The organism is Pseudonocardia sp. DxW (genome assembly GCF_058448985.1).
On record NZ_JBZFLK010000010.1, the window covers coordinates 198,889 to 218,819 of the forward strand.

The window sequence follows — 19,931 nt, forward strand, 5'->3', positions numbered from 1 at the left end:
ACCGCAGCCGGTGGTCAGAGATGTTAGTCACTGCTAACGTCTGGAACCATGTCTGACCCGCTCGCCACCCTGGCCGGCTTCGCCGAAGTCGCCCCGGGTCGGCTCGACCGCCCGTTCCTCGACCTGCACCTCGAGTCCGCCGTCGCGGCCCTGCACGACGCCGGCATGGCACCCGACGACGTCGACGGCCTGCTGTGCGTGGGCTCGATGATGGGTGAGTCCGTCGAGCACACCTTCCTGTCCGAGGAGATCCAGGACTCGCTCGGGCTGCACAACCTCGGCCTGCAGCTCGGCGTGCAGCTCGGCGGCGGCAGCCACCTGGCGATGCTCGGCGTCGCCACCCGCGCCATCCAGAGCGGGCAGTGCTCGGCGGTGCTCTGCGTGTCCGCAGGGGTGTTCCCGCCGATCCGCGACGTCGGCCGCAACCTGATGACGATGACCTGCCACCCGGACTACGAGCTGCCCTACGCGCCGTCGATCCCGACCCTGTACGGGTTGATCGCACAGTCCTGGCTCGACGAGGTCGGGCAGGGCCGGGAGGTGTTCGCCGAGGCGGTGGCGGCCCAGCAGGAGTGGGCCGTCGCGCACCCGACGGCGATCGGGGCGGGGGCGGGACCGTTCACCGTGGCCCAGGTGCTGGAGGCCCGGCACATCGCGGGGCCCTTCGGCTATCTCGACTGCTCGATCCCGTGCGAGGGCGGCGGCGCGTTCGTGCTGGTCTCGCCGGAGCGGGCGGCGGGCCTGCGGCACCGCCCGGTGCACGTGGTGGGCGTCGGCGAGGGCCACACCCACGGCTTCCTCACCTCGATGCCCGACCTGTCGCGCACCGGGGCGGTCCGCTCCGGGGCGAAGGCGTTCGCCGAGGCCGGCTTCGGGCCCGCCGACGTGGACCTCGCCCAGCTCTACGACGCGTTCAGCTCCAACCCGCTGATGCTGATCGAGGAGCTGGGACTGGCCGAGCGCGGCAAGGCGGTCGAGCTCTACCGCGAGGGCGCCACGAGGCCGGGCGGACGGCTGCCGGTGAACACCAACGGCGGCCTGCTGCGGTTCGGGCACTCCGGCACGGCCTCGGGGATCTGCGGAATCCTGGAGGCCTATCAGCAGATGACCGGCCGGGCCGCCGGCATCCAGGTCGAGCGGGCCGACCGGGCCGTCGTGCACGCCTACGGATCCATGTTGTGCAGCCATGTCACCGTCGTACTGGAGGGCTCGTGACCACCTACCTGGACGGCCTGGCCGACCCCGAGGTCCTGCCGCGCGTCGACGACGTCAACCGCGGCCACTTCGAGGCCGCGGCGAAGGGCCGGCTCGCGGTGCGCCAGTGCACCGCGTGCGACCTGTTGTTCCACTACCCGCGCCCGTTCTGCCCGCGCTGCCACTCCGCTCAGCTGCGCTGGACCGACCTCTCCGGCGAGGCCACCGTCGTGGTCTCCGCGGTCGTCAGCCGGCCCCCGTGGAACGACCTGCCGCGGTCCGCGCCCTACCCGGTGGTGATCGTGCGGCTGGCCGAGGGCCCGCAGATGCTGTCCACCGTCGAGCACTGCGATCCCGCCTCCGTCGTGCCCGGCATGGCGGTCCGCGCCGCGTTCGAGCGCGTGGGCGACATCGGGCTGGTCCGTTTCGTGCCCGTGTCCTGAGCCACCGACCCCGGGCCCACCCCCACCCCTCCGGAGGAACCGTGACCATCGACCACGACCTGCACGCCAACCTCGTCACCCGGGTCAACGTCGGCGACATGCTGACCCGCAGCGCGTGGCGCAACCCCGACCGCGAGGCGGTCGTCGACGGCGCCCGCCGGTTCACCTACGCCGAGCTCAACGCCGAGGTCAACCGGCTGGCCCACGCACTGCTGGCCGCCGGGTACCGGCGCGGCGACGTGCTCGCCCTGGCCAGCGGCAACAGCGTGGAGTTCCTCACGACCTACTACGCCTGCGCCAAGACCGGTGTCGTCTGCGTGCCGGTGAACCTCGCGTGGGGGCCGCCCGAGGTCTCCTACGTCCTGGAGCACTCCCGGGCCCGCGGCGTGGTGGTGGAGAGCCAGCTCGGCGGGCTCGTCGAGGGTGCGCTGCAGCTCGTCGAGGGCAGCGCCGTCGTCGACGTGGTCGTCGCCCCCGGGACCGGGGCCGACTGGGCCGCCGGGTCGACGGGCACCTGGCGGGACCTGGCGACGTTCCTCGGTGACGCCGGGACGAGCGAGCCGGAGTGCCTGGTCGGCGACCGGGACGCGATCAGCTACCTCTACACCAGCGGCACCACCTCCGCCCCCAAGGGCGTGGTCAGCAGCCACGTCGCGGTCTACATCGAGTCGCTGAACGCCCCGCTGGTGCTGGGCATCGACGGCAAGGAGCGGTCGGTGGCGATGATGCCGCTGTTCCACACCGCCCAGCTCAACGGCTTCACCACTGGGCTGCTCTACATGGGCGGCACGTTGGTGCTGATGCGCGCGTTCGACCCGGCCGCGCTGCTGGCGACGATCGAGTCCGAGCGGATCACCCAGATCTTCGGGCTGCCGATGATGTACCGGATGCTGATGGACCACCCCGACATCGACAAGCGCGACCTGTCCACGCTGCGGCTGGCCCTCTACGCGATGGCCCCGATGCCCGACACCGACCTGCGCCGGGCGATGGACGTGTTCGGCTGCGACTTCGCGCTGGGCTTCGGGCAGACCGAGATGAACCCGATCACCACGGTGTTCCCGCCCGAGTACCAGCTCAGCCACGCCGGGTCGGTCGGTCTCCCGGTACCCAACGTCCAGGTCGGCATCATGGACGACGCCGGCAACCTCCTGCCGAACGGGGAGACCGGCGAGATCGTCTACCGCGGCCCGCACGCCATGGAGGGTTACCTGCGCAACCCCGACGCCACCGCCGAGGCGTTCGCGCACGGCTGGTTCCACTCCGGCGACGTGGGCCGGTTCGACGCCGACGGGCTGCTGTGGTTCGCCGACCGCAAGAAGGACGTGATCAAGTCCGGCGGCGAGAACGTGGCGTCCATCGAGGTGGAGAAGGCGCTCTACGAGGCCGAGCCGCGGATCCAGGAGGTCGTCGTCGTCGGGCTGCCGCACGAGCGGTGGTCCGAGGCCATTGCCGCGATCGTCACGCCCAAGCCCGGTGTGGAGCTCACCGAGGAGGAGGTGCTCGCCGCGGCGCGCAGCAGGCTGTCGGGGTTCAAGGTGCCCAAGGCGGTGCTGTTCGCCGACGAGATGCCCCGGACCGCGACCGGCAAGATCCAGAAGAACGTGCTGCGCGAGCAGCACAAGGGGCACTTCGGGAGCTGAGCGCCCGCACCGCCGGAGGGGGGCGGTGCACCGGCCCGGCCGGGGTTCCGGCCGACCCGCGCTGCGTGGGTCGGCCGGACCGGTGTCAGCCGCCGGTCACCGAGGGGAACTTCGGCGCCCGCTTCTCCTTGATCGCCGTGGCGCCCTCGAGGACGTCGTCGTCGAAGAAGTTGAGCATCTCGTAGGCGAGCGAGGCCTCGAAGATCGGGCTCGCGTCGCGGATCCAGAGGTTGAGCGAGCGCTTGGTCCAGCGCAGCGCGTGCTGCGGGCCGGCAGCCAGCTTCTCCGCGACGGACAGCGCGGTGGGCAGCACCTCCTCCTGCGGCCGGCACAGCGAGACCAGCCCGATCCGCTCGGCCTCCTTCCCGTCGATGAACTCGGCGGTGAGCAGGTAGTACTTGGCCTTCGCCATACCGCACAGGATCGGCCAGATGATGGCCGCGTGGTCGCCCGCACCGACGCCCAGGCGAAGGTGCCCGTCGGTGAGCCGGGCGTCCTCGGCGATCACCGAGATGTCGGCCATCAGCGCCGCGGCCAGTCCGGCGCCGACCGCCACCCCGTTGATCGCCGAGATCACCACCTTCTGGCAGTTGGCGATGTTGTAGACCAGGTCGGCGGCCTCCTTGGCGATGGCCGCGATCTGCTTGAAGTCCTTGACCTGCTCGACCACCATGTCGAGGTCGCCGCCGGCGGAGAACGCCTTGCCCGCACCGGTGATCACCGCGATCCGCGTCGCGTCGTCGGCGTCGACGTCGAGCCAGACGTTGCCGAGCTCCCAGTGCAGCCGCTTGTTGGTGGCGTTGAGCCGGTCCGGACGGTTGATGGTGATCAGCAGGACGCCGTCGGAGGGACGCTCGAAGGTCAGGTACTCGTACTGGTCGTAGTCCACGGGAGCTCCTCGCTCGTCGATGTGCGCAGGAATGGGTCGTCGGGGCGGCTACAGGCCGATGTGCTTGGCGATGATCTCCTTCATGATCTCCGTGGTGCCGCCGCCGATCCCGAGGATCCGGGAGTCGCGGTAATGCATCTCCACCTCGGTCTCGCGCAGGTAGCCCATCCCGCCGTAGAGCTGCACCGCGGTGTCGACGGCGAGCGCGCAGGCCTCCACGGCCTGGTTCTTGGCCATCGAGACCATCCGCACGTCGGTGTCACCCGCGATGATGCGGTCGACCGCGGCGCGGGTGTAGGTGCGGGCCACGTCGACGGCCGTGGCCATGTCGACGATCTTGTGCCGCACCACCTGGCGGGTGGACAGCGGCCGCCCGAAGGTCTCGCGCTGCTTCACCCACTCCAGGGTCAGGTCCAGGCAGCGCTGGGCCGTGGCGTAGGACTGCACGGCGAGGAAGGCCCGCTCCACCTGGAACTGCTGCATGATCTGCAGGAAACCGCTGTTCTCCGGGCCGACCAGGTTCGCCGCGGGCACCCGCACGTCGGAGTAGCCGAGCTCGGCGGTGTCCGAGCACAGCCAGCCCATCTTCTTCAGCGTGCGCGAGACGGTGAAGCCCGGCGTGCCGCGCTCGACCACGAGCAGGGAGATGCCCGAGGCCCCCGGCCCGCCCGTCCGCACGGCGGTGGTGACGAAGTCGGCCCGCACCGCGGAGGTGATGAAGAGCTTCGCCCCGTTGACGACGTAGTGGTCGCCCTCGCGGCGCGCGGTGGTCCGGATCCCGGCCACGTCGGACCCGGTGTCGGGCTCGGTGATGCCGAGGCTGCCGATCTTCTCCCCGGCGAGGGTGGGTGCGACGTAGCGGCGGATCTGGTCGGGGTCGCCCGCGGCGACCATGTGCGGGAGCGCGATGTTGTGGGTGAGCAGGCTGGCCAGCACCCCCGACGACCCTCCCGCCTCCATCACGGCCTCGGTGAGCAGCACCAGGTCCCGCAGGTCGCCGCCGCTGCCCCCGACCTCCTCCGGGAACCCGATGCCGAGCAGCCCGACCTCTGCCGCGGCCCGGTGCAGCGACCGCGGCAGCTCGCCCTCCTCCTCCCACCGGGACAGGTGCGGGGCGATCTCCCGGCGGGTGAACGACAGGGCCAGGTCACGTAGGGCGAGCCGCTCCGGCGTCGTCCACGGGTCCGGCTGCGCGACCGCGACGTGCTGGTCCAGCTGGGTCATGAGGGCTCCTCCGGTGTGCCGGGCCGGGATCCGCACCACGCGAAACGTGCGCACCCCGTTGTCGCAGGACGTTAGCAACCGCTAACGTAACCGGTCAGGAGATCGACGTCGATGCCGCCATGGAGGAGAAGTTGGTTGACGTGCTGCCCGACCGGGTCGACACCCGTGCCCCGGACTACATCGGCAACCGCGAAGGGCTCACGGCCCAGCTGACCGCGATCTCCGAGCAGCTCGCGCTGGCCAACGGCGGGGGCGGGGAGAAGTACGTCGCGCGCCACCGCAAGCGGGGGAAGCTGCTCGTCCGCGAGCGGATCGAGCTGCTGCTCGACCCGGACACCGCGTTCCTGGAGCTCTGCCCGTTCGCCGCGTGGGGCACCAAGTTCCCGGTCGGTGGCAGCGTGGTCGTGGGGATCGGGGTCGTCGAGGGCGTCGAGTCGATGATCATCGGCCACGACCCGACGGTCCGGGGCGGGGCGTCGAACCCGTTCACCTTCCGCAAGGTCTTCCGCGGCATGGCGATCGCCCGCGAGAACCGGCTCCCGATCATCAACGTCGTCGAGTCCGGCGGGGCCGACCTGCCGACCCAGGCCGAGATCTTCGTCCCCGGCGGCCAGCTGTTCCACGACCTGACCCAGCACAGCGCCCTGGGCCTGCCCACCCTGGCGCTGGTGTTCGGCAACTCCACCGCGGGCGGCGCCTACATCCCGGGCATGTGCGACTACGTGGTGATGATCCGCAACCGCTCCAAGGTCTTCCTCGGCGGCCCGCCCCTGGTGAAGATGGCCACCGGCGAGGTGTCCGACGACGAGTCGCTCGGCGGCGGCGACATGCACGCCCGCACCTCGGGCCTGGCCGACTACCTCGCCGAGGACGAGCAGGACGCCATCCGCATCGGACGCCGGATCATGGCCCGGCTGAACTGGCGCAAGCTCGGCCCCGGCCCCACGATGCCCGCCGACCCGCCGGTGCTCGACCCCGACCAGCTGCTCGGCATCGCCTCGGTCGACCCGAAGGTCCCCTTCGACCCGCGCGACGTCATCGCCCGGGTGGTCGACGGCTCGGCGTTCGACGAGTTCAAGCCGCTCTACGGCACCTCGCTCGTCACCGGTTGGGCCTCGATCCACGGCTACCCGGTCGGCATCCTGGCCAACGCCCGGGGCATCCTGTTCGGCGAGGAGGCGCAGAAGGCCTCCCAGTTCATCCAGCTGGCCAACCAGGTCGACACGCCGCTGATCTTCCTGCAGAACACCACCGGATACATGGTCGGCGCCGAGTACGAGCAGGGCGGGATCATCAAGGACGGCGCCAAGATGATCAACGCGGTGTCCAACAGCACCGTGCCGCACCTGACCATCGTCATGGGCTCCTCCTACGGCGCGGGCAACTACGGCATGTGCGGGCGGTCCTACTCCCCCCGCTTCCTGTTCACCTGGCCGAACTCCAAGTCGGCCGTGATGGGTCCCGCCCAGCTGGCCGGGGTGCTCTCGATCGTGGCCAGGGAGTCGGCCGCGGACCGCGGCCTGCCCTTCGACGAGGACGCCGACGCCCAGATGCGCGCCGCCGTCGAGGGTCAGATCGAACGCGAGTCGCTGGCGCTGGCCAACAGCGGGCGGCTCTACGACGACGGGATCATCGACCCGCGCGACACGCGGACCGTGCTCGGGCTCTGCCTGTCCGTGGTGCACAACGACGAGGTCCGTGGCCAGCGTGGCTACGGCGTGTTCCGGATGTGATGGCGATGCCCGTGATCAAGAAGCTGCTGGTCGCCAACCGTGGCGAGATCGCCCGGCGGGTCTTCCGGACCTGCCGCGACCTCGGCATCGCCACCGTCGCGGTGTACTCCGACGCCGACGTCGACGCCTGGCACGTCGAGGACGCCGACGAGGCGGTGCGCCTGCCCGGCTCCTCCCCCGCCGAGACCTACCTCCAGGTCGACCGCGTGATCGCGGCCGCGCTGCGCACCGGCGCGGACGCCGTGCACCCCGGCTACGGCTTCCTGTCCGAGAACGCGGCCTTCGCCCGCGCCTGCGCCGCCGCCGGGCTGGTTTTCGTCGGGCCGCCGCCGGACGCCATCGACGCGATGGGCTCCAAGCTCACCGCGAAGGCGATGATGGCCGACGCCGGGGTCCCGGTCCTCCCCGGCGGCGACGCCACCGGGCTCGACGCCGACGCGCTGCGCAAGCTCGGCGCCGAGGTCGGCTACCCGCTGCTGGTGAAGGCCAGTGCCGGCGGCGGCGGGCGCGGGATGCGGATCGTGGAGTCGGCCGACACGCTCGAGGAGTCCGTCGCCTCGGCGGCACGGGAAGCCACCTCGGCGTTCGCCGACGGCACCGTGTTCCTGGAGCGCTACGTGCAGCGCCCCCGGCACGTCGAGATCCAGGTGATGGCCGACATGCACGGCGGCACCGTCGCGTTGTTCGAGCGCGAGTGCTCGGTGCAGCGACGCCACCAGAAGGTGATCGAGGAGGCTCCCTCGCCGGTCGTCGGCGAGGACCTGCGGGCCAGGATGGGCGCGGCGGCGGTCGCCGCGGCGCAGGCCGTGGGCTACGTGGGGGCGGGCACCGTCGAGTTCGTCCTGGACGCGAACGGCGGCGCCGACGACGGCACGTTCGCCTTTCTCGAGATGAACACGCGCCTGCAGGTCGAACACCCGGTCACCGAGCTGGTCACCGGGCTGGACCTGGTCCGCCTGCAGCTCCTGGTGGCGATGGGCGAGCCGTTGCCTCCCGAGGCGCTCGAGCCGACGATGACCGGCCACGCGGTGGAGGCCCGGCTCTACGCCGAGGACCCGACGGAGGGCTACCTCCCCCGCACCGGCACCCTGCGCACGCTGCGGTTCCCCGAGCTCGCCGGCGTCCGGGTCGACTCCGGGGTGCGTGACGGGTCGGTGGTCAGCCACCACTACGACCCGATGCTCGCCAAGGTCATCGTCTGGGCCCCCACCCGCGCCGAGGCGGTCGGCACGCTCTCCGCGGCGCTGGCCGGTGCCCGGATCCACGGCCTGACCACCAACCGCGACCTGCTGGTCCGGGTCCTGCGGCACCCGGAGTTCGCCGGCCGCGGCACCGACACCGGCTTCCTGGACCGCCACGACGCCACCGAGCTCGGCGGGCCGCTCGTCGACGCCGACAGCGAGCGGCTGCACGCGGTCGCCGCCACTCTCGCCGGCGTGGCCGCCCACCGGGCGGCCGCCCGGGTCCAGCCGACCCTGCCGGCGGGGTGGCGCAACAACCCGTCCCAGCTGCAGCGCGTCGGCTGGACCACGGCCGCCGGTGCCGAGCTGCACGTGGCGTACGCGCTGCACCGCGACGGCGTCGAGGTGGAGGTCGACGGCAAGCCGATCGAGGACGTCGTGGTGCTGCACCACGGCCCCGACCGCGTGGTGCTGGAGGCGGCCGGGGTGCGGCGCTCCTACGAGGTCCTCCTCGACGGCGGGACCGCCTACGTCGACAGCAGTGCGGGATCCAGCACGTTCAACCGGATCCCCCGCTTCGTCGACCCCAGCACGCTCAAGCCGGCCGGTTCGCTGACCGCGCCGATGCCCGGTTCGGTGATCCGGGTGCACGTGGCGGCCGGGGACGTCGTCACCGCGGGCCAGCCCCTGGTCGTGCTGGAGGCGATGAAGATGGAGCACTCGGTGACCAGCCCGATCGACGGCGTGGTGGCGGAGCTGCCGGTCGAGGTCGGCCGGCAGGTCGCCACCGGCGACCCGCTGGCCGTGGTCGAGCCCGTCGACGACGAGACGTAGTAACTAACGGACCACACGATCCGCCGTCCGGCGGCGCGTCACCGTGAGGGTAGGGAGCGGACATGGAACTGCACGAGACCGAGGAACGGCGCGACCTGCGCAAGGCCGTCACCGAGATCGCGAAGGACTTCGGCCACGAGTACTACGTGGCCAAGTCCCTGGCCGGTGAGAAGAGCACCGAACTGTGGAACGCCGTGGGCAAGCAGGGCTTCCTGGGCGTCAACATCACCGAGGAGTACGGCGGCGGCGGTGGTGGCATCTACGACATGCACATCGTCGGTGAGGAGCTGGCCGCGGCCGGGTGCCCGCTGCTGATGACGGTCGTCTCCCCCACCATCTGCGGCACGATCATCCAGGCCTACGGCAGCGACGAACTCAAGGCGCGCTGGCTGCCGGGCATCGCGAGCGGCGAGATCATCATGTCGTTCGCGATCACGGAGCCGGACGCCGGCTCCAACTCGCACAACATCTCCACGCACGCCAAGAAGGTCGGCGGCGAGTGGGTGCTCAACGGCACCAAGTACTACATCTCCGGCGTCGACGAGGCCGAGGCCATCCTGGTCGTCACCCGCACCTCCACCGACGACCGGGGCCGCGGCCGGCTCAGCCTGATCGTGGTCCCCACCGACGCGCCCGGGCTGACGAAGACCGAGATCCCGGTCCAGGCCGTCACCCCGGAGAAGCAGTTCACCCTGTTCTTCGACGACGTGCGGGTGCCCGCGGAGAACCTGATCGGCGAGGAGAACGACGGGCTGCGCCAGGTGTTCATGGGCCTCAACCCCGAGCGCATCATGGGCGCCGCGCTGGGCAACGGCATCGGCCGCTACGCGCTGGACAAGGCCTCGAACTACGCGCGCGAGCGCAAGGTCTGGGACGTGCCGATCGGCTCGCACCAGGGCGTGTCGCACCCGCTCGCGCACGCCAAGATCCAGGTGGAGCTGGCCCGGCTGATGACCCAGCGGGCCGCGTCGCTGCACGACGCCGGTGACCCGGGTTCCGGCGAGGCGTCGAACATGGCCAAGTACGCCGCGGCCGAGGCCGGCATCCTCGCGCTGGACCAGGCGATCCAGACCCACGGCGGCAACGGCATGGCCACCGAGTACGGGCTGGCCACCCTGTGGGGCCCGGCCCGGCTGATGCGCACCGCGCCGATCAGCCGCGAGATGATCCTGAACTACGTGGCCCAGCACAGCCTCAAGCTGCCACGTTCGTACTGACACACCGATCGTCGGCAGGCTGCGCCTCGGCGGAGCCTGCCGACGACCGTCCGCGGCCGTCGGGGCTCGCGCCGCACTCAACCCACTCATCGACGAGCAGCCGTCGAGCGACGGCGAGGAGCAGGTATGGATCGCGGCATCGGTCATTGGGTCACCCGGCGGGCGTTCCTCCACGGCGAACGCATCGCGTTCGTGTCCGGGGACGACCACCACAGCTACGCCGACGTCGACCGGCGCACCGACCAGGTCGCGTCGGCCCTTCGCGACCTGGGCGTCCGCAAGGGCGACCGGGTGGCGGTCCTGCTGGTCAACTCCGTGGAGTTCATGGAGCTGCTGCTGGGCTGCGCGAAGATCGGCGCGATCACCGTGCCGATCAACGTGCGGCTGGCCGGACCGGAGATCGGGTACATCCTGGCCGACTCCGGGGCCGACGTCTTCGCCTTCCACGAGCCGCTCGCGGAGGGGGCCCTGGCCGCGCTCGCCGAGCCGGGGGTGCGGGTACGGCACCGGATCCGCGTGTGGGGCCCGGCCCGCGAGGACGAGATCGGCTACGACGCGTTCCTGGCCGGTGGGGCTCCCGAGCCCTTCCACGGCGACGTCGATGGCGGCGACGTCGCGTTCATCATGTACACCTCGGGCACCACCGGCCGCCCCAAGGGCGCCATGCTCACCCACGACAACCTGCTGTGGAACGCGGTCAACGTCCTGGGTACCGCCCACGGCCTGCGCGGCAGCGACGTGACCGTGGCGGTGGCCCCGATGTTCCACATCGGCGGTCTCGGGGTGCACACCCTCCCGCTGCTCTACGTCGGCGGCACCAGCGTCATCCTGCCCTCGTTCGACCCGGTGGGGACGCTCAAGGCGATGGCGGAGAGCCGGGCCACCGTGCAGTTCATGGTCCCGGCGATGTGGTCGGCGCTCACCCGGGTACCGGACTTCGACAGCTACGACCTGTCGGCGCTGGAGCTGGCCATGGGCGGTGGGTCGCCGGTGCCGCTGACGGTGATCGACTTCATGCAGCAGCGCGGCGTGCCGTTCAGCGAGGGTTTCGGGATGACCGAGACCGCGCCGCTGGTGTCGATCCTGGAGACCGAGCACGTCACCGCCAAGGCGGGGTCGATCGGGCGCGTGGCCGTGCACGTCGACGCGCGGATCGTCGACCCCGACGACCGGGACCTGCCCCCCGACACCGTCGGGGAGCTGCTCGTGCGCGGGCGCAACGTGTTCACCGGGTACTGGATGAAGCCGGCGGCCACCGCCGAGGCCTTCCGGGGCGGCTGGTTCCACACCGGCGACCTGGGCCGGATCGACCCCGAGGGCTTCATCACGCTGGTGGACCGCAAGAAGGACATGATCATCTCCGGCGGGGAGAACGTCTACCCGATCGAGGTGGAGCAGGTGCTGTTCCAGCACCCCGGCGTGCTCGACGCGGCCGTCGTCGGCGGTCCGGACGAGAAGTGGGGCGAGCGGGTCGTCGCCGTCGTGGTGGCCGACCCCGCGGCCGGTGCGGAGCCCGCGGCCGAGGACCTGATCGCCTGGTGCCGTGACCGGCTGGCGCACTTCAAGTGCCCGCGCGAGGTGCACCTGGTGGCCGAGCTGCCCCGCAACGCCACCGGCAAGCTGCTCAAGACCGAGCTGCGCAAGCGGTTCACCGGGGTCGAGGGCGGCGTCGTCCAGCGCTGACGGCGGTCCGGCGGGCGCCGGCCCCGTTCGGGGGCCGGTGCCTAGCCGTTCGCCGGGACCGCTCCGGTGAACTCGTCGACACCCGCGGGAGCGTCGTCGTCGAGCAGGGCGCTGCCGTACACCTGGTGCAGCGTCGTGAGCATCTCCTCGAGCGGCAGGTCGGTGTAGACCCCGCGGTCGCGGACGTACTCCATGTACGTGCCGCCGTCGGCGGTGTGCTCGTGCAGCAGGGCGTCCGACCGGCCGTCGAACGCCATCGGCTGCACCCCGAACCGCGCGCACAGCTCGGCGTTGAACGCCGGCGTGGCCTTGACCCACCGGCCCTCCAGGAACAGGTCGGTGTAGCCGTGGAACACGAACAGGTCGATCCCGTTCATCTTCCTCCTGAGGCGCTCGGTCTGCAGGTGGTTGCGCACGTCGGCGAACCCCAGGCGCGCCGGGATGCCGGCCGCCCGCGCCGCCGCAGCGAGCAGGACCGCCTTCGGCACGCACCAGGAGCGCCCGGACTCCAGGACCGCGCTCGCCCGATAGCTCGCCGGGTCGGTGCTCGTGGCGAACGGGTCGTACCAGATCCGGTCGCGGACCACATCGAACAGGAGCACCGCCTGCGTCACGGGGTCGGTCTCGATGCCGACGACCTCGGACGTGAAGGCGCGTACCGCAGCCGAGTCGGAGTCGACGAACCGGCCGGGGGCGAGGTACTCATCAGTATTCACTACCGAAGAGTAACGAGCGCGAGCGCGGCCTGTCCCGCGCCGGGGACACGGGTCACGCGGCCTGCTCTGTCACGGGCCGACCTGACGCCGTGAATCCACCGCGCCCAGCGTGAGCTGAGCAGTCGGCACGCGGCCGCATGCTCGGGGCGTCGGGCCGCCGCCACGATCGGCGCGCGGCCGCCACTGCGGGATCCGGCCACGCCTATAGGATGGTCTCGTTCGCCCGCACGAGGACGACGACCGACGGTACTCCTGGTGAGGTGACGACGTGGCTGGGTTCCGCCGCACCGTGCTCCTCGAGGTCGCGACCGAGCTGTTCTCCCGGCAGGGCTACCACGCAGTCGGTATCGACGACATCGGAGCGGCCGCGGGCGTCACCGGTCCGGCGGTGTACCGCCATTTCCAGAACAAGGACGCCATCCTGCGAGAGCTGTGCAACACGGCGATGACGGAGTTGCTGGCCGGTGCGCGGCGCGCCGCCCAAGCGGGCGATCCGCAGCACGTCCTGAACGCGCTGATCTCCGTGCACGCCGGGTTCGGGTCACGCCACCGTCGGCTCGTGGCGGTGTACGTCCGCGAGCACCGGGCACTGTCCCCGATCGCGCTGCGCGCACTGCGGCGTCGCCAGCGCGACTACGAGGCGATCTGGTCCGAGGCGCTCAGGCAGGTGCGGTCCGACCTGGGCACCGCGGAGATACGCGGTGTAGTCACCGCGGTGCTGTCGCTGATCAACGCCGCCGCTCACATGCCGACCGAGCTCGACGACGCCGCGGTGGAGCGGCTGCTGAGCGCCGGCGCTGCGGCGGCGCTGCTTGCCCGGTCCCCCGTCGACGTCGACGTCGACTCCGCCGCGGGCTGACCCGGCGCGCACCGTCCCGGCCGCTCGCCAGCGAGTACCGCGGGCGGTCACGCGCATGCGGGACGGCATGGTGGGCAGCTGTATCGCCTCGCGGCGACGCTACTGGCGGATCCGTTCACCGTCGGACCTGCGCCTGCTGTCAGCCCACCCACCCGCCGTCCCCAACGGTGCGCACGCTCTCCGTCTGCGAGGGCGAGTCGGTCACCGAGGGCGGGTGCTGCTCGTCCTCGGGTAGTGCCCGACCGGTCGACCGGGATACGGTCGGGGCGATCGTGATACTGATCATCCCGATGCCACGAGCCAGCAGAGCGGAGCAGCGAGTGCACTACGCCTTCGACGCCGACCAGGAGACCTTCCGGCGTGAGCTCGCGACCTTCGCGCAGAAGGTCCTCGCCCCGCACTACCAGCCCGACGACCGGGCGGGCCGGATGCGCCCGGAGCTCCCCCGGGAGATGGCGTCGATGGGCCTCACCGGCCTGCGCATCCCGGAGCGCTTCGGCGGCCAGGAGGCCGACGCCGTCACCACCGGCCTGGCGGCCGAGGAGGTGTCCCGGGCCGACATCAACGCCTGCTACATCCTGCTGGTCGCCGCGCTGAACGCCGACATTCTCGTCGGCAACGCCGGCGAGGAGCAGCTGGCCCGCTGGCTGCCGCCGATCGCCGACGGCTCGGTGCTCTCGGCACTGGTGCTGACCGAGCCCGAGCACGGGTCCGACGCGGCCAACCTCTCCCTGCGCGCGCAGCCCGACGGGGCGGGCTGGCGCCTCACCGGCGAGAAGACCTCGATCTCGATGGGCATGCTCGCCGACACCGGCATCGTCTTCGCCAGGACCGGCGGGCCGGGCGCCCGCGGGGTCAGCGCGTTCTACGTCGACCTGCACGACGACCGGATCGCCCGGACCGCGCTCGACGACCACGGTGGCCGGGCGATCGGGCGCGCGTCGCTGCACTTCGACGGCGTGCCGGTGGGTCGCGACGAGCTGATCGGGCAGGAGGGGGCGGGCTTCGTCTCGGTGATGCAGGGGTTCGACTACTCCCGCGCGGTGATCGGGCTGATGTGCGTCGGGATCGCCGAGGCGGCCCTGGACGACGCCCTGGACTACGCCCGGACGCGGGAGGCCTTCGGCGGCCCGATCGGGCGCAACCAGGGTGTGGCGTTCCCCCTGGTCGAGCAGGCGACGCGGCTCGCCGGGGCCCGGCACATCTGCTACGAGGCCCTGTGGCGCAAGGACCAGGGGCTGGACCACACGGTGGCGGCGAACATGGCGAAGTGGTTCGCACCCAAGACCGCGGGCGAGGTCGTGCACCAGGCGCTGCTGACCTTCGGGCACGCGGGGTGGGGCAGCGACAGCCCCCAGGGGCAGCGGCTGCGCGACGTCATGGCCTTCGAGATCGCCGACGGCACCGCTCAGGTCGCGAAGCTGGTGGTCGCCCGGCACCTCCTGGGCCGCAAGTTCGCCCCATAGCGAGACCGCCGGTCAGACCGACGCGGCGAGCCGGTCCCGCACGCTGGCGAGCCGCTCGTACTGGCGCAGGACGTCGACGGCGGTCGGCATCATCACGAACGCCTCGGCGCCGACGTCCCGGTACCGGGCGAGCGCGTCGGCCACGCGGTCCTCGGCACCGATCACGCACCACCGCTCGACGGCCTCGACGGGCATGCCGTACTGGCCCGCGACGAACCGCTCCAGCTCTCGTCGCCCCGTCTCGGCATCGTCGGTGACGTGCACGAACACCAGCATCACGGTGGTGCACACCGGGCGGCCGAACTCCTCGGCGTACGCCCGCAGGTCCTCGACCGCCCTGCGCACCCGCTCGGGCTCCAGCCACACCGCGAACCAGCCCTCGGCGAACCGTGCTGCGCGACGCACCGCGTGGGCGGACCGGCCGCCGACGACCAGTGGTGGCCGCGAGGACGGCACCGGCTCCAGCATCGGCGAGCGCACCGGCAGCAGCGGGCCGGCATGGTCCACGGCCTCGCCGCGCAGCAGTGCATCGACGACGCCGATGGCCTCGTCGAGCCGGCGGCCCCGCTGCGCCACGGGGTAGCCGGCCGCCTCGAACTCGGCCGGGTTCTCCCCGCCCGCACCGACCCCGACGACGAGGCGGTCCGGCGCGAGCGCGGCGACCGTCCCGAGCTGCTTGGCGGTCCAGACCGGGTTGCGCATCGGAAGCAGCAGCACCCCGGTCCCCAGCACCAGCCGCTGCGTGACCGCGGCGACCGCGGCCAACGCTCCGCACGGTTCCAGGACCGGCGGGTGGAAGCTCAGGTGGTCGCCGACCCAGCCCGAGTCGAATCCGAGGTCCTCCGCCAGCCGCGCGGCGGCCAGCAGCGGCGGTGTCCCCAGCCGCAGCGGGTCGAAGTTCGGCAGCATCACGCCGAACCCGGACTCCCGCACCGTCAGGGGCACGCTCACGCCGCATCGACCCGGTCCGGCTCGCCGCCGACGATCCGTGCGGTCAGCTCGCGCTCGTCCGGTGCGCAGCGGCCGGCACCGGCGGGAGCCGCCGCCTCGGGGTAGAACTGCGCCGCCCACCGCCGGTAGGCCAGGTACTGCTTGGCCTCCTCGGGGGGCAGCGGGGGCCGCGCGATGTAGGTCATGGGCTCCCACACCACGAGGTCCCGGCCCACCTGCTCGATGCGCCTGAGCGCTCGGCGGACTCGCCTCGGAGGGCCACGCCCACGTGGAACCAGCCGGTGGGATGGCTGCGGTTGGGGAACCCGCGGCTCGACGCACGCACCATCGGCGGTGCCGCGGTGTTGACCATTCGAGAGCCTCCGACGATCACGACCGGCCGCCACGCCGGATGAGGTACGACTCGTGGTAGCGAAGGTCATCCGAACACCGGGGCGATCGGCTGTCAAGGCGCCGACACCGCCCACGCCCGCGGTCAGCCGACGTGCTCCCGGCCGATCAGCTGGCGGGCGATCACCAGCTTCTGGATCTGCGGGGTGCCGTCGCCGATCTGCAGGCCGCTGACGTCGAGCAGCAGCTGCTGCAACGGCATCTCGGTGGACCACCCGACGTGGCCGTGCAGCACGATGCAGTCGTTGATGGCCTGCACCGCGATCCGCGGCGCCCACCACTTGCACATCGCGGCCTCCCGCGTGTGCGGCAGTCCCGCGGCGCGCAGGCCGAGCGTCCGGTAGCACAGCCAGCGGGCCGCCTCGAGCTGCGTGTCCCACTCGGCGAGGGTGAACGACACGCCCTGGTAGGTGGCGATCGGCGCGCCGAACGCCTCGCGCCGGCGCACCCAGTCGACCGTGCTGTCCATGGCGCGACGGGCGGCGCCGAGCACCATCAGCCCCAGCAGTGCGCGGGTGAAGTCGAAATCGGCCAGCTGCGCGGCCAGGCCGCTGCCGCCGTCGGAGATCTCGTGGTCGGCCGGGACGAACGTGTCGTCGAAGCTCAGCCCGACCCGGCTCAGCGGCCGGAAGCCGGGGTCGGCGAACCGCTGCCGGCCGATGCTCGGGTCGTCCAGCGGCACCAGCAGGGCGCCTGGTCCCGCGCGACCGCAGGGCGGGGTCGACGGTGCCGACGACGATCGCATGGCTCGCGTGCGCGCCCAACGTGACCGAGGTCTTCTCCCCCGACAACCGGAAGCCGCCCTCGACGGGCCGGGCGCGCACCGAGAGCCCGGAGGCGTCGGAACCACCGCGGGGCTCGGTCAGCGCCAGGCACACGACCTGCTCGCCGGCCGCCACCGCGTGCACCACCGGCTCGCCCACGTGCGCCGGCAACCCCGACAGGAGGCCGTCGAGCAGGACCGACCCGAAGATCAGGTAGGCCAGGTTGAAGTCCGAACGGGCCATCTGCTCGCACGCGATGCCGACCGTCACGGGGTCCGCGTCCTGTCCCCCGTGCGCGGCCGGGAGCGTCATCCCGAGCAACCCGTGGCGCCCCAGGGCCTTGAGCTCGTCCCAGCACATCTCCTCCGTGGTCGCCCGCGCGAGGTAGCCGTCGTGGAACTCGCGACGGCCCAGCGCCGCGACCGAGGCCTCGAAGTCGGCGTGCTCGCGGGAGAAGACGAAAGGACTATCTGGTGTACCAGATTGCATTGATCTAGGGTACGAGACCGTGCGGGACCTGTCGAGCACCGAAGGCCGGGCCGCCGGTGGCTCCGTCCCCCGGCTGACGGCGCGCCGGATGATGCGCGAGGCCGTCGCGCGCCGGCTCGTCCCCGGCGACCGGCTGGCGTCGGAGCCGACCCTGATGAGCTACTTCGGCGTCTCGCGCGGCTCCCTGCGGGAGACGCTGCGCGTGCTGTCCTACCTCGGCGCCGTCGAGGTGCGCAGCGGACCGGGCGGCGGCGCCCGGATCGCCCGGCCGGGGCCGCGGGTCGTGGGCAGCGCGCTGGCCATCGCCCTGCAGTTCCGCGGCACCACGTTGCGCGGCCTGCTGGAGGCGCGAGCGGTGCTGGAGGCCGTCGCGGCCCGGCTGGCCGCGCAGCGCGGGGACGCGTCCGACCTCGCGATGCTGCGCGCCTGCCACGGTCGTCTCTCCGCCTCCACCGCCTCCGCGCGCCGGCGGCGCGAGCGCCTGGAGTTCCACCGACTCCTGGCCGCGGCCACCGGGAACGACGTGCTGGAGCTGGTCCTCACGGCCCTGGCCTGGATGAGCGACGCCCTCGACCCGACGGGGCCGGGGCCGGGAGACGGGTCCGACGAGGCGCGCGGCGCCCTGCTGGCGGCGATCGGGGCGGGCGACGCCACCGCCGCGGCCGGGCACGCGGCGGCCGTGCTCGCCGCCACGACCGGCCGGCTGCGCGACGGCGCACCGCGAGCCCTCGACGAGCGGGTGCTGTGGCCCGACGTCGACGAGTTGCCCGACATCGAGGACAGGAAGGACGTCGCGACATGGACGTAGCGATCGTGGGTACCGGCATCACCCGGTTCGGCATGTTCGTCGGTACCCGGCTGCGCGAGCTGGCCGCCGAGGCCGCCGGCGCGGCGCTGGCCGATGCCGGGGTGGAGCCGGACGAGATCGGGCTGGTCGTGTTCGGCAACGCCGCGGCGGGCGTCCTCACCGGACAGGAGATGATCCGGGCGCACACGGCGCTGGGCGGATCGCGCGTCGCCGGACGGCCGATGCTGTCGGTCGAGAACGCCTGCGCGTCCAGTTCGAGCGCGTTCCACCTCGGGGCGATGGCGGTCTCCTCCGGCTCCTACGACCACGTCCTGGTGGTCGGCGCGGAGAAGATGACCGGCACCGACCGGACGCGCGCCGGGCGGGCACTGGCCACGGCGGTCGACGTCGAGCTGGCCGGGGAGCAGGACGGGTCCCGCCCCGTGTTCATGGAGATCTACGCGGCCGAGGCGCGCGCCTACCTGGAACGGACCGGGGCATCGGCCCGCGACCTGGCACTGGTCGCGGCCAAGAGCCTGCTCAACGGCAGCCTCAACCCGATCGCGCAGAACCGCACGGCGCTCACCGCCGAGGAGATCCTGGCCGCGCGGACGATCGTGGCCCCGCTGACGCGGCCGATGTGCTCCTCCATCGGCGACGGGGCGGCCGCCTGCGTGCTGACCCGGACCGACCTGGCCGCCCGGCACGACCGGCCGTCCGTGCGGGTGCTGGCCTCGGCGGTCGGGGCGGCCCGGGTCGGCGACCAGGGGGACGTGGTCGGACGCACCGCCCGGGCCGCCTACGAACAGGCCGGCGTCGGCCCGGACGGGATCGACCTGTTCGAGGTGCACGACGCCGCGTCACCCGCCGAACTCGTGATCGCCGAGGAGATCGGCATCGCCGCGGCGGGCGAGGGCGCCCGGCTCGCCCGCGACGGCGCCACGGGCATCGGCGGCACGCGGCCGGTGAACGTGTCCGGCGGGCTGCTGGCCCGGGGCCACCCGATCGGCGCCACCGGGGCGGCCCAGATCGTCGAGCTCGCCGACCAGCTGCGCGGCCGGGGCGGCGCGCGCCAGGTGCCGCAGGCACGGATCGGCCTCGCCGAGAACGCCGGTGGATCCCTGGGCGGCGGGCCCGCCGCCTGTGTCGTCACGATCCTGGCCGCCGTCGGGTGACGGCGCGGCCGAGCGCCGGGCGGCTCGCGCGGTGCCTCACCGGTCCACCGTCAGGACCAGCGCGGAGCCGTCGGTGAGCGCTCCGGAGGTGACGACGCCGACCTCGTGCCGGGGCACCTGCCGGTCCCCGCCGCGGCCCTGGATCTGCAGGACCGCCTCCGCGACGGTGTTCATGCCGTGCCGGTAGCCCTCCGCGAGCAGGCCGCCGTGGGTGTTCACCGGCAACGACCCGCCGAGCGCGGTGTTGCCCTCGCGGACGAACGCGCCCGCCTCCCCCGCCCGCAGAAGCCGAG

18 protein-coding genes and 1 pseudogene are annotated in these 19,931 nt (G+C 72.5%); 11 read left to right on the forward strand and 8 right to left on the reverse strand.

Annotation, left to right across the window (positions count from 1 at the left end):
* Positions 1–48 precede the first annotated feature (48 nt).
* From ACVJO7_RS17720 to ACVJO7_RS17730, 3 genes are read left to right on the forward strand one after another with little or no spacing between them, the layout of a single operon-like run.
* On the forward strand, positions 49–1,215 hold the full coding sequence (locus ACVJO7_RS17720) for a thiolase family protein (RefSeq protein ID WP_491673786.1): 1,167 nt from the start codon (positions 49–51) through the stop codon (positions 1,213–1,215).
* Entirely contained in the window at positions 1,212–1,637 is a 426-nt protein-coding gene (locus tag ACVJO7_RS17725; protein ID WP_491673787.1) for a Zn-ribbon domain-containing OB-fold protein, read from the forward strand. The genes ACVJO7_RS17720 and ACVJO7_RS17725 overlap by 4 nt, the downstream gene beginning before the upstream one ends.
* Positions 1,638–1,678: 41 nt before the next feature.
* The gene (locus ACVJO7_RS17730) at positions 1,679–3,280 is read left to right on the forward strand and encodes a long-chain-fatty-acid--CoA ligase (protein WP_491673788.1); all 1,602 of its coding nucleotides are present in this window, start codon (positions 1,679–1,681) and stop codon (positions 3,278–3,280) included.
* An 85-nt stretch (positions 3,281–3,365) separates the two neighbouring features.
* Here the strand turns inward: ACVJO7_RS17730 and ACVJO7_RS17735 are convergent, their stop codons facing one another.
* A complete protein-coding gene (locus ACVJO7_RS17735; protein ID WP_491673789.1) occupies positions 3,366–4,169 on the reverse strand; it encodes an enoyl-CoA hydratase/isomerase family protein in 804 nt (267 codons plus the stop codon).
* A 48-nt stretch (positions 4,170–4,217) separates the two neighbouring features.
* On the reverse strand, positions 4,218–5,393 hold the full coding sequence (locus tag ACVJO7_RS17740) for an acyl-CoA dehydrogenase family protein (RefSeq protein ID WP_491673790.1): 1,176 nt from the start codon (positions 5,391–5,393) through the stop codon (positions 4,218–4,220).
* Positions 5,394–5,512: 119 nt separating this feature from the next.
* On the opposite strand from ACVJO7_RS17740, the gene ACVJO7_RS17745 reads away from it, so the two are divergent.
* The 4 genes from ACVJO7_RS17745 to ACVJO7_RS17760 all read left to right on the forward strand — a co-directional run bounded on the left by ACVJO7_RS17745 (position 5,513) and on the right by ACVJO7_RS17760 (position 12,041).
* The gene (locus ACVJO7_RS17745) at positions 5,513–7,126 is read left to right on the forward strand and encodes an acyl-CoA carboxylase subunit beta (RefSeq protein WP_491673791.1); all 1,614 of its coding nucleotides are present in this window, start codon (positions 5,513–5,515) and stop codon (positions 7,124–7,126) included.
* Positions 7,126–9,141: an acetyl/propionyl/methylcrotonyl-CoA carboxylase subunit alpha gene (locus ACVJO7_RS17750; protein WP_491673792.1), complete on the forward strand. Its 2,016-nt coding sequence runs from the start codon at positions 7,126–7,128 to the stop codon at positions 9,139–9,141. Before ACVJO7_RS17745 ends, ACVJO7_RS17750 begins: the two co-directional genes overlap by 1 nt.
* 62 nt (positions 9,142–9,203) lie before the next feature.
* Complete coding sequence (locus tag ACVJO7_RS17755) at positions 9,204–10,358, forward strand: acyl-CoA dehydrogenase family protein (protein ID WP_491673793.1); 1,155 nt, start codon at positions 9,204–9,206, stop codon at positions 10,356–10,358.
* 126 nt (positions 10,359–10,484) lie between these two features.
* On the forward strand, positions 10,485–12,041 hold the full coding sequence (locus ACVJO7_RS17760; protein WP_491673794.1) for an acyl-CoA synthetase: 1,557 nt from the start codon (positions 10,485–10,487) through the stop codon (positions 12,039–12,041).
* A 41-nt stretch (positions 12,042–12,082) separates the two neighbouring features.
* Here ACVJO7_RS17760 and ACVJO7_RS17765 read toward each other — a convergent pair whose 3' ends face one another.
* Positions 12,083–12,757: a transglutaminase-like domain-containing protein gene (locus ACVJO7_RS17765; protein WP_491673795.1), complete on the reverse strand. Its 675-nt coding sequence runs from the start codon at positions 12,755–12,757 to the stop codon at positions 12,083–12,085.
* A 268-nt stretch (positions 12,758–13,025) separates the two neighbouring features.
* On the opposite strand from ACVJO7_RS17765, the gene ACVJO7_RS17770 reads away from it, so the two are divergent.
* Positions 13,026–13,616 (forward strand): TetR/AcrR family transcriptional regulator, encoded by a 591-nt coding sequence (locus ACVJO7_RS17770; RefSeq protein WP_491673796.1) that lies wholly within the window; start codon positions 13,026–13,028, stop codon positions 13,614–13,616.
* Between the two features lie 320 nt (positions 13,617–13,936).
* Positions 13,937–15,082 carry an acyl-CoA dehydrogenase family protein gene (locus tag ACVJO7_RS17775; protein WP_491673797.1) on the forward strand — a complete coding sequence of 382 codons (1,146 nt, stop codon included), beginning with the start codon at positions 13,937–13,939 and terminating at the stop codon, positions 15,080–15,082.
* Between the two features lie 12 nt (positions 15,083–15,094).
* Here ACVJO7_RS17775 and ACVJO7_RS17780 read toward each other — a convergent pair whose 3' ends face one another.
* From ACVJO7_RS17780 to ACVJO7_RS17795, 4 genes and pseudogenes are all read right to left on the reverse strand, one after another.
* On the reverse strand, positions 15,095–16,033 hold the full coding sequence (locus ACVJO7_RS17780; protein ID WP_491673798.1) for an LLM class flavin-dependent oxidoreductase: 939 nt from the start codon (positions 16,031–16,033) through the stop codon (positions 15,095–15,097).
* Complete coding sequence (locus ACVJO7_RS17785) at positions 16,030–16,218, reverse strand: hypothetical protein (protein ID WP_491673841.1); 189 nt, start codon at positions 16,216–16,218, stop codon at positions 16,030–16,032. Before ACVJO7_RS17785 ends, ACVJO7_RS17780 begins: the two co-directional genes overlap by 4 nt.
* Positions 16,219–16,508: 290 nt before the next feature.
* Complete coding sequence (locus tag ACVJO7_RS17790) at positions 16,509–17,105, reverse strand: acyl-CoA dehydrogenase family protein (protein ID WP_491673799.1); 597 nt, start codon at positions 17,103–17,105, stop codon at positions 16,509–16,511.
* A 58-nt stretch (positions 17,106–17,163) separates the two neighbouring features.
* A pseudogene (locus tag ACVJO7_RS17795) lies at positions 17,164–17,676 on the reverse strand (acyl-CoA dehydrogenase family protein); the annotation flags it as partial.
* Between the two features lie 19 nt (positions 17,677–17,695).
* On the opposite strand from ACVJO7_RS17795, the gene ACVJO7_RS17800 reads away from it, so the two are divergent.
* Both ACVJO7_RS17800 and ACVJO7_RS17805 read left to right on the forward strand, forming a co-directional pair.
* A complete protein-coding gene (locus ACVJO7_RS17800; protein ID WP_491673800.1) occupies positions 17,696–18,484 on the forward strand; it encodes a FadR/GntR family transcriptional regulator in 789 nt (262 codons plus the stop codon).
* Entirely contained in the window at positions 18,475–19,638 is a 1,164-nt protein-coding gene (locus tag ACVJO7_RS17805) for a thiolase family protein (RefSeq protein WP_491673801.1), read from the forward strand. The genes ACVJO7_RS17800 and ACVJO7_RS17805 overlap by 10 nt, the downstream gene beginning before the upstream one ends.
* A gap of 36 nt (positions 19,639–19,674) precedes the next feature.
* On the opposite strand, the gene ACVJO7_RS17810 is transcribed toward ACVJO7_RS17805, so the two are convergent.
* Positions 19,675–19,923, reverse strand: a complete 249-nt coding sequence (locus ACVJO7_RS17810; RefSeq protein WP_491673838.1) for a thiolase C-terminal domain-containing protein — start codon at positions 19,921–19,923, stop codon at positions 19,675–19,677.
* Positions 19,924–19,931: the final 8 nt, after the last annotated feature.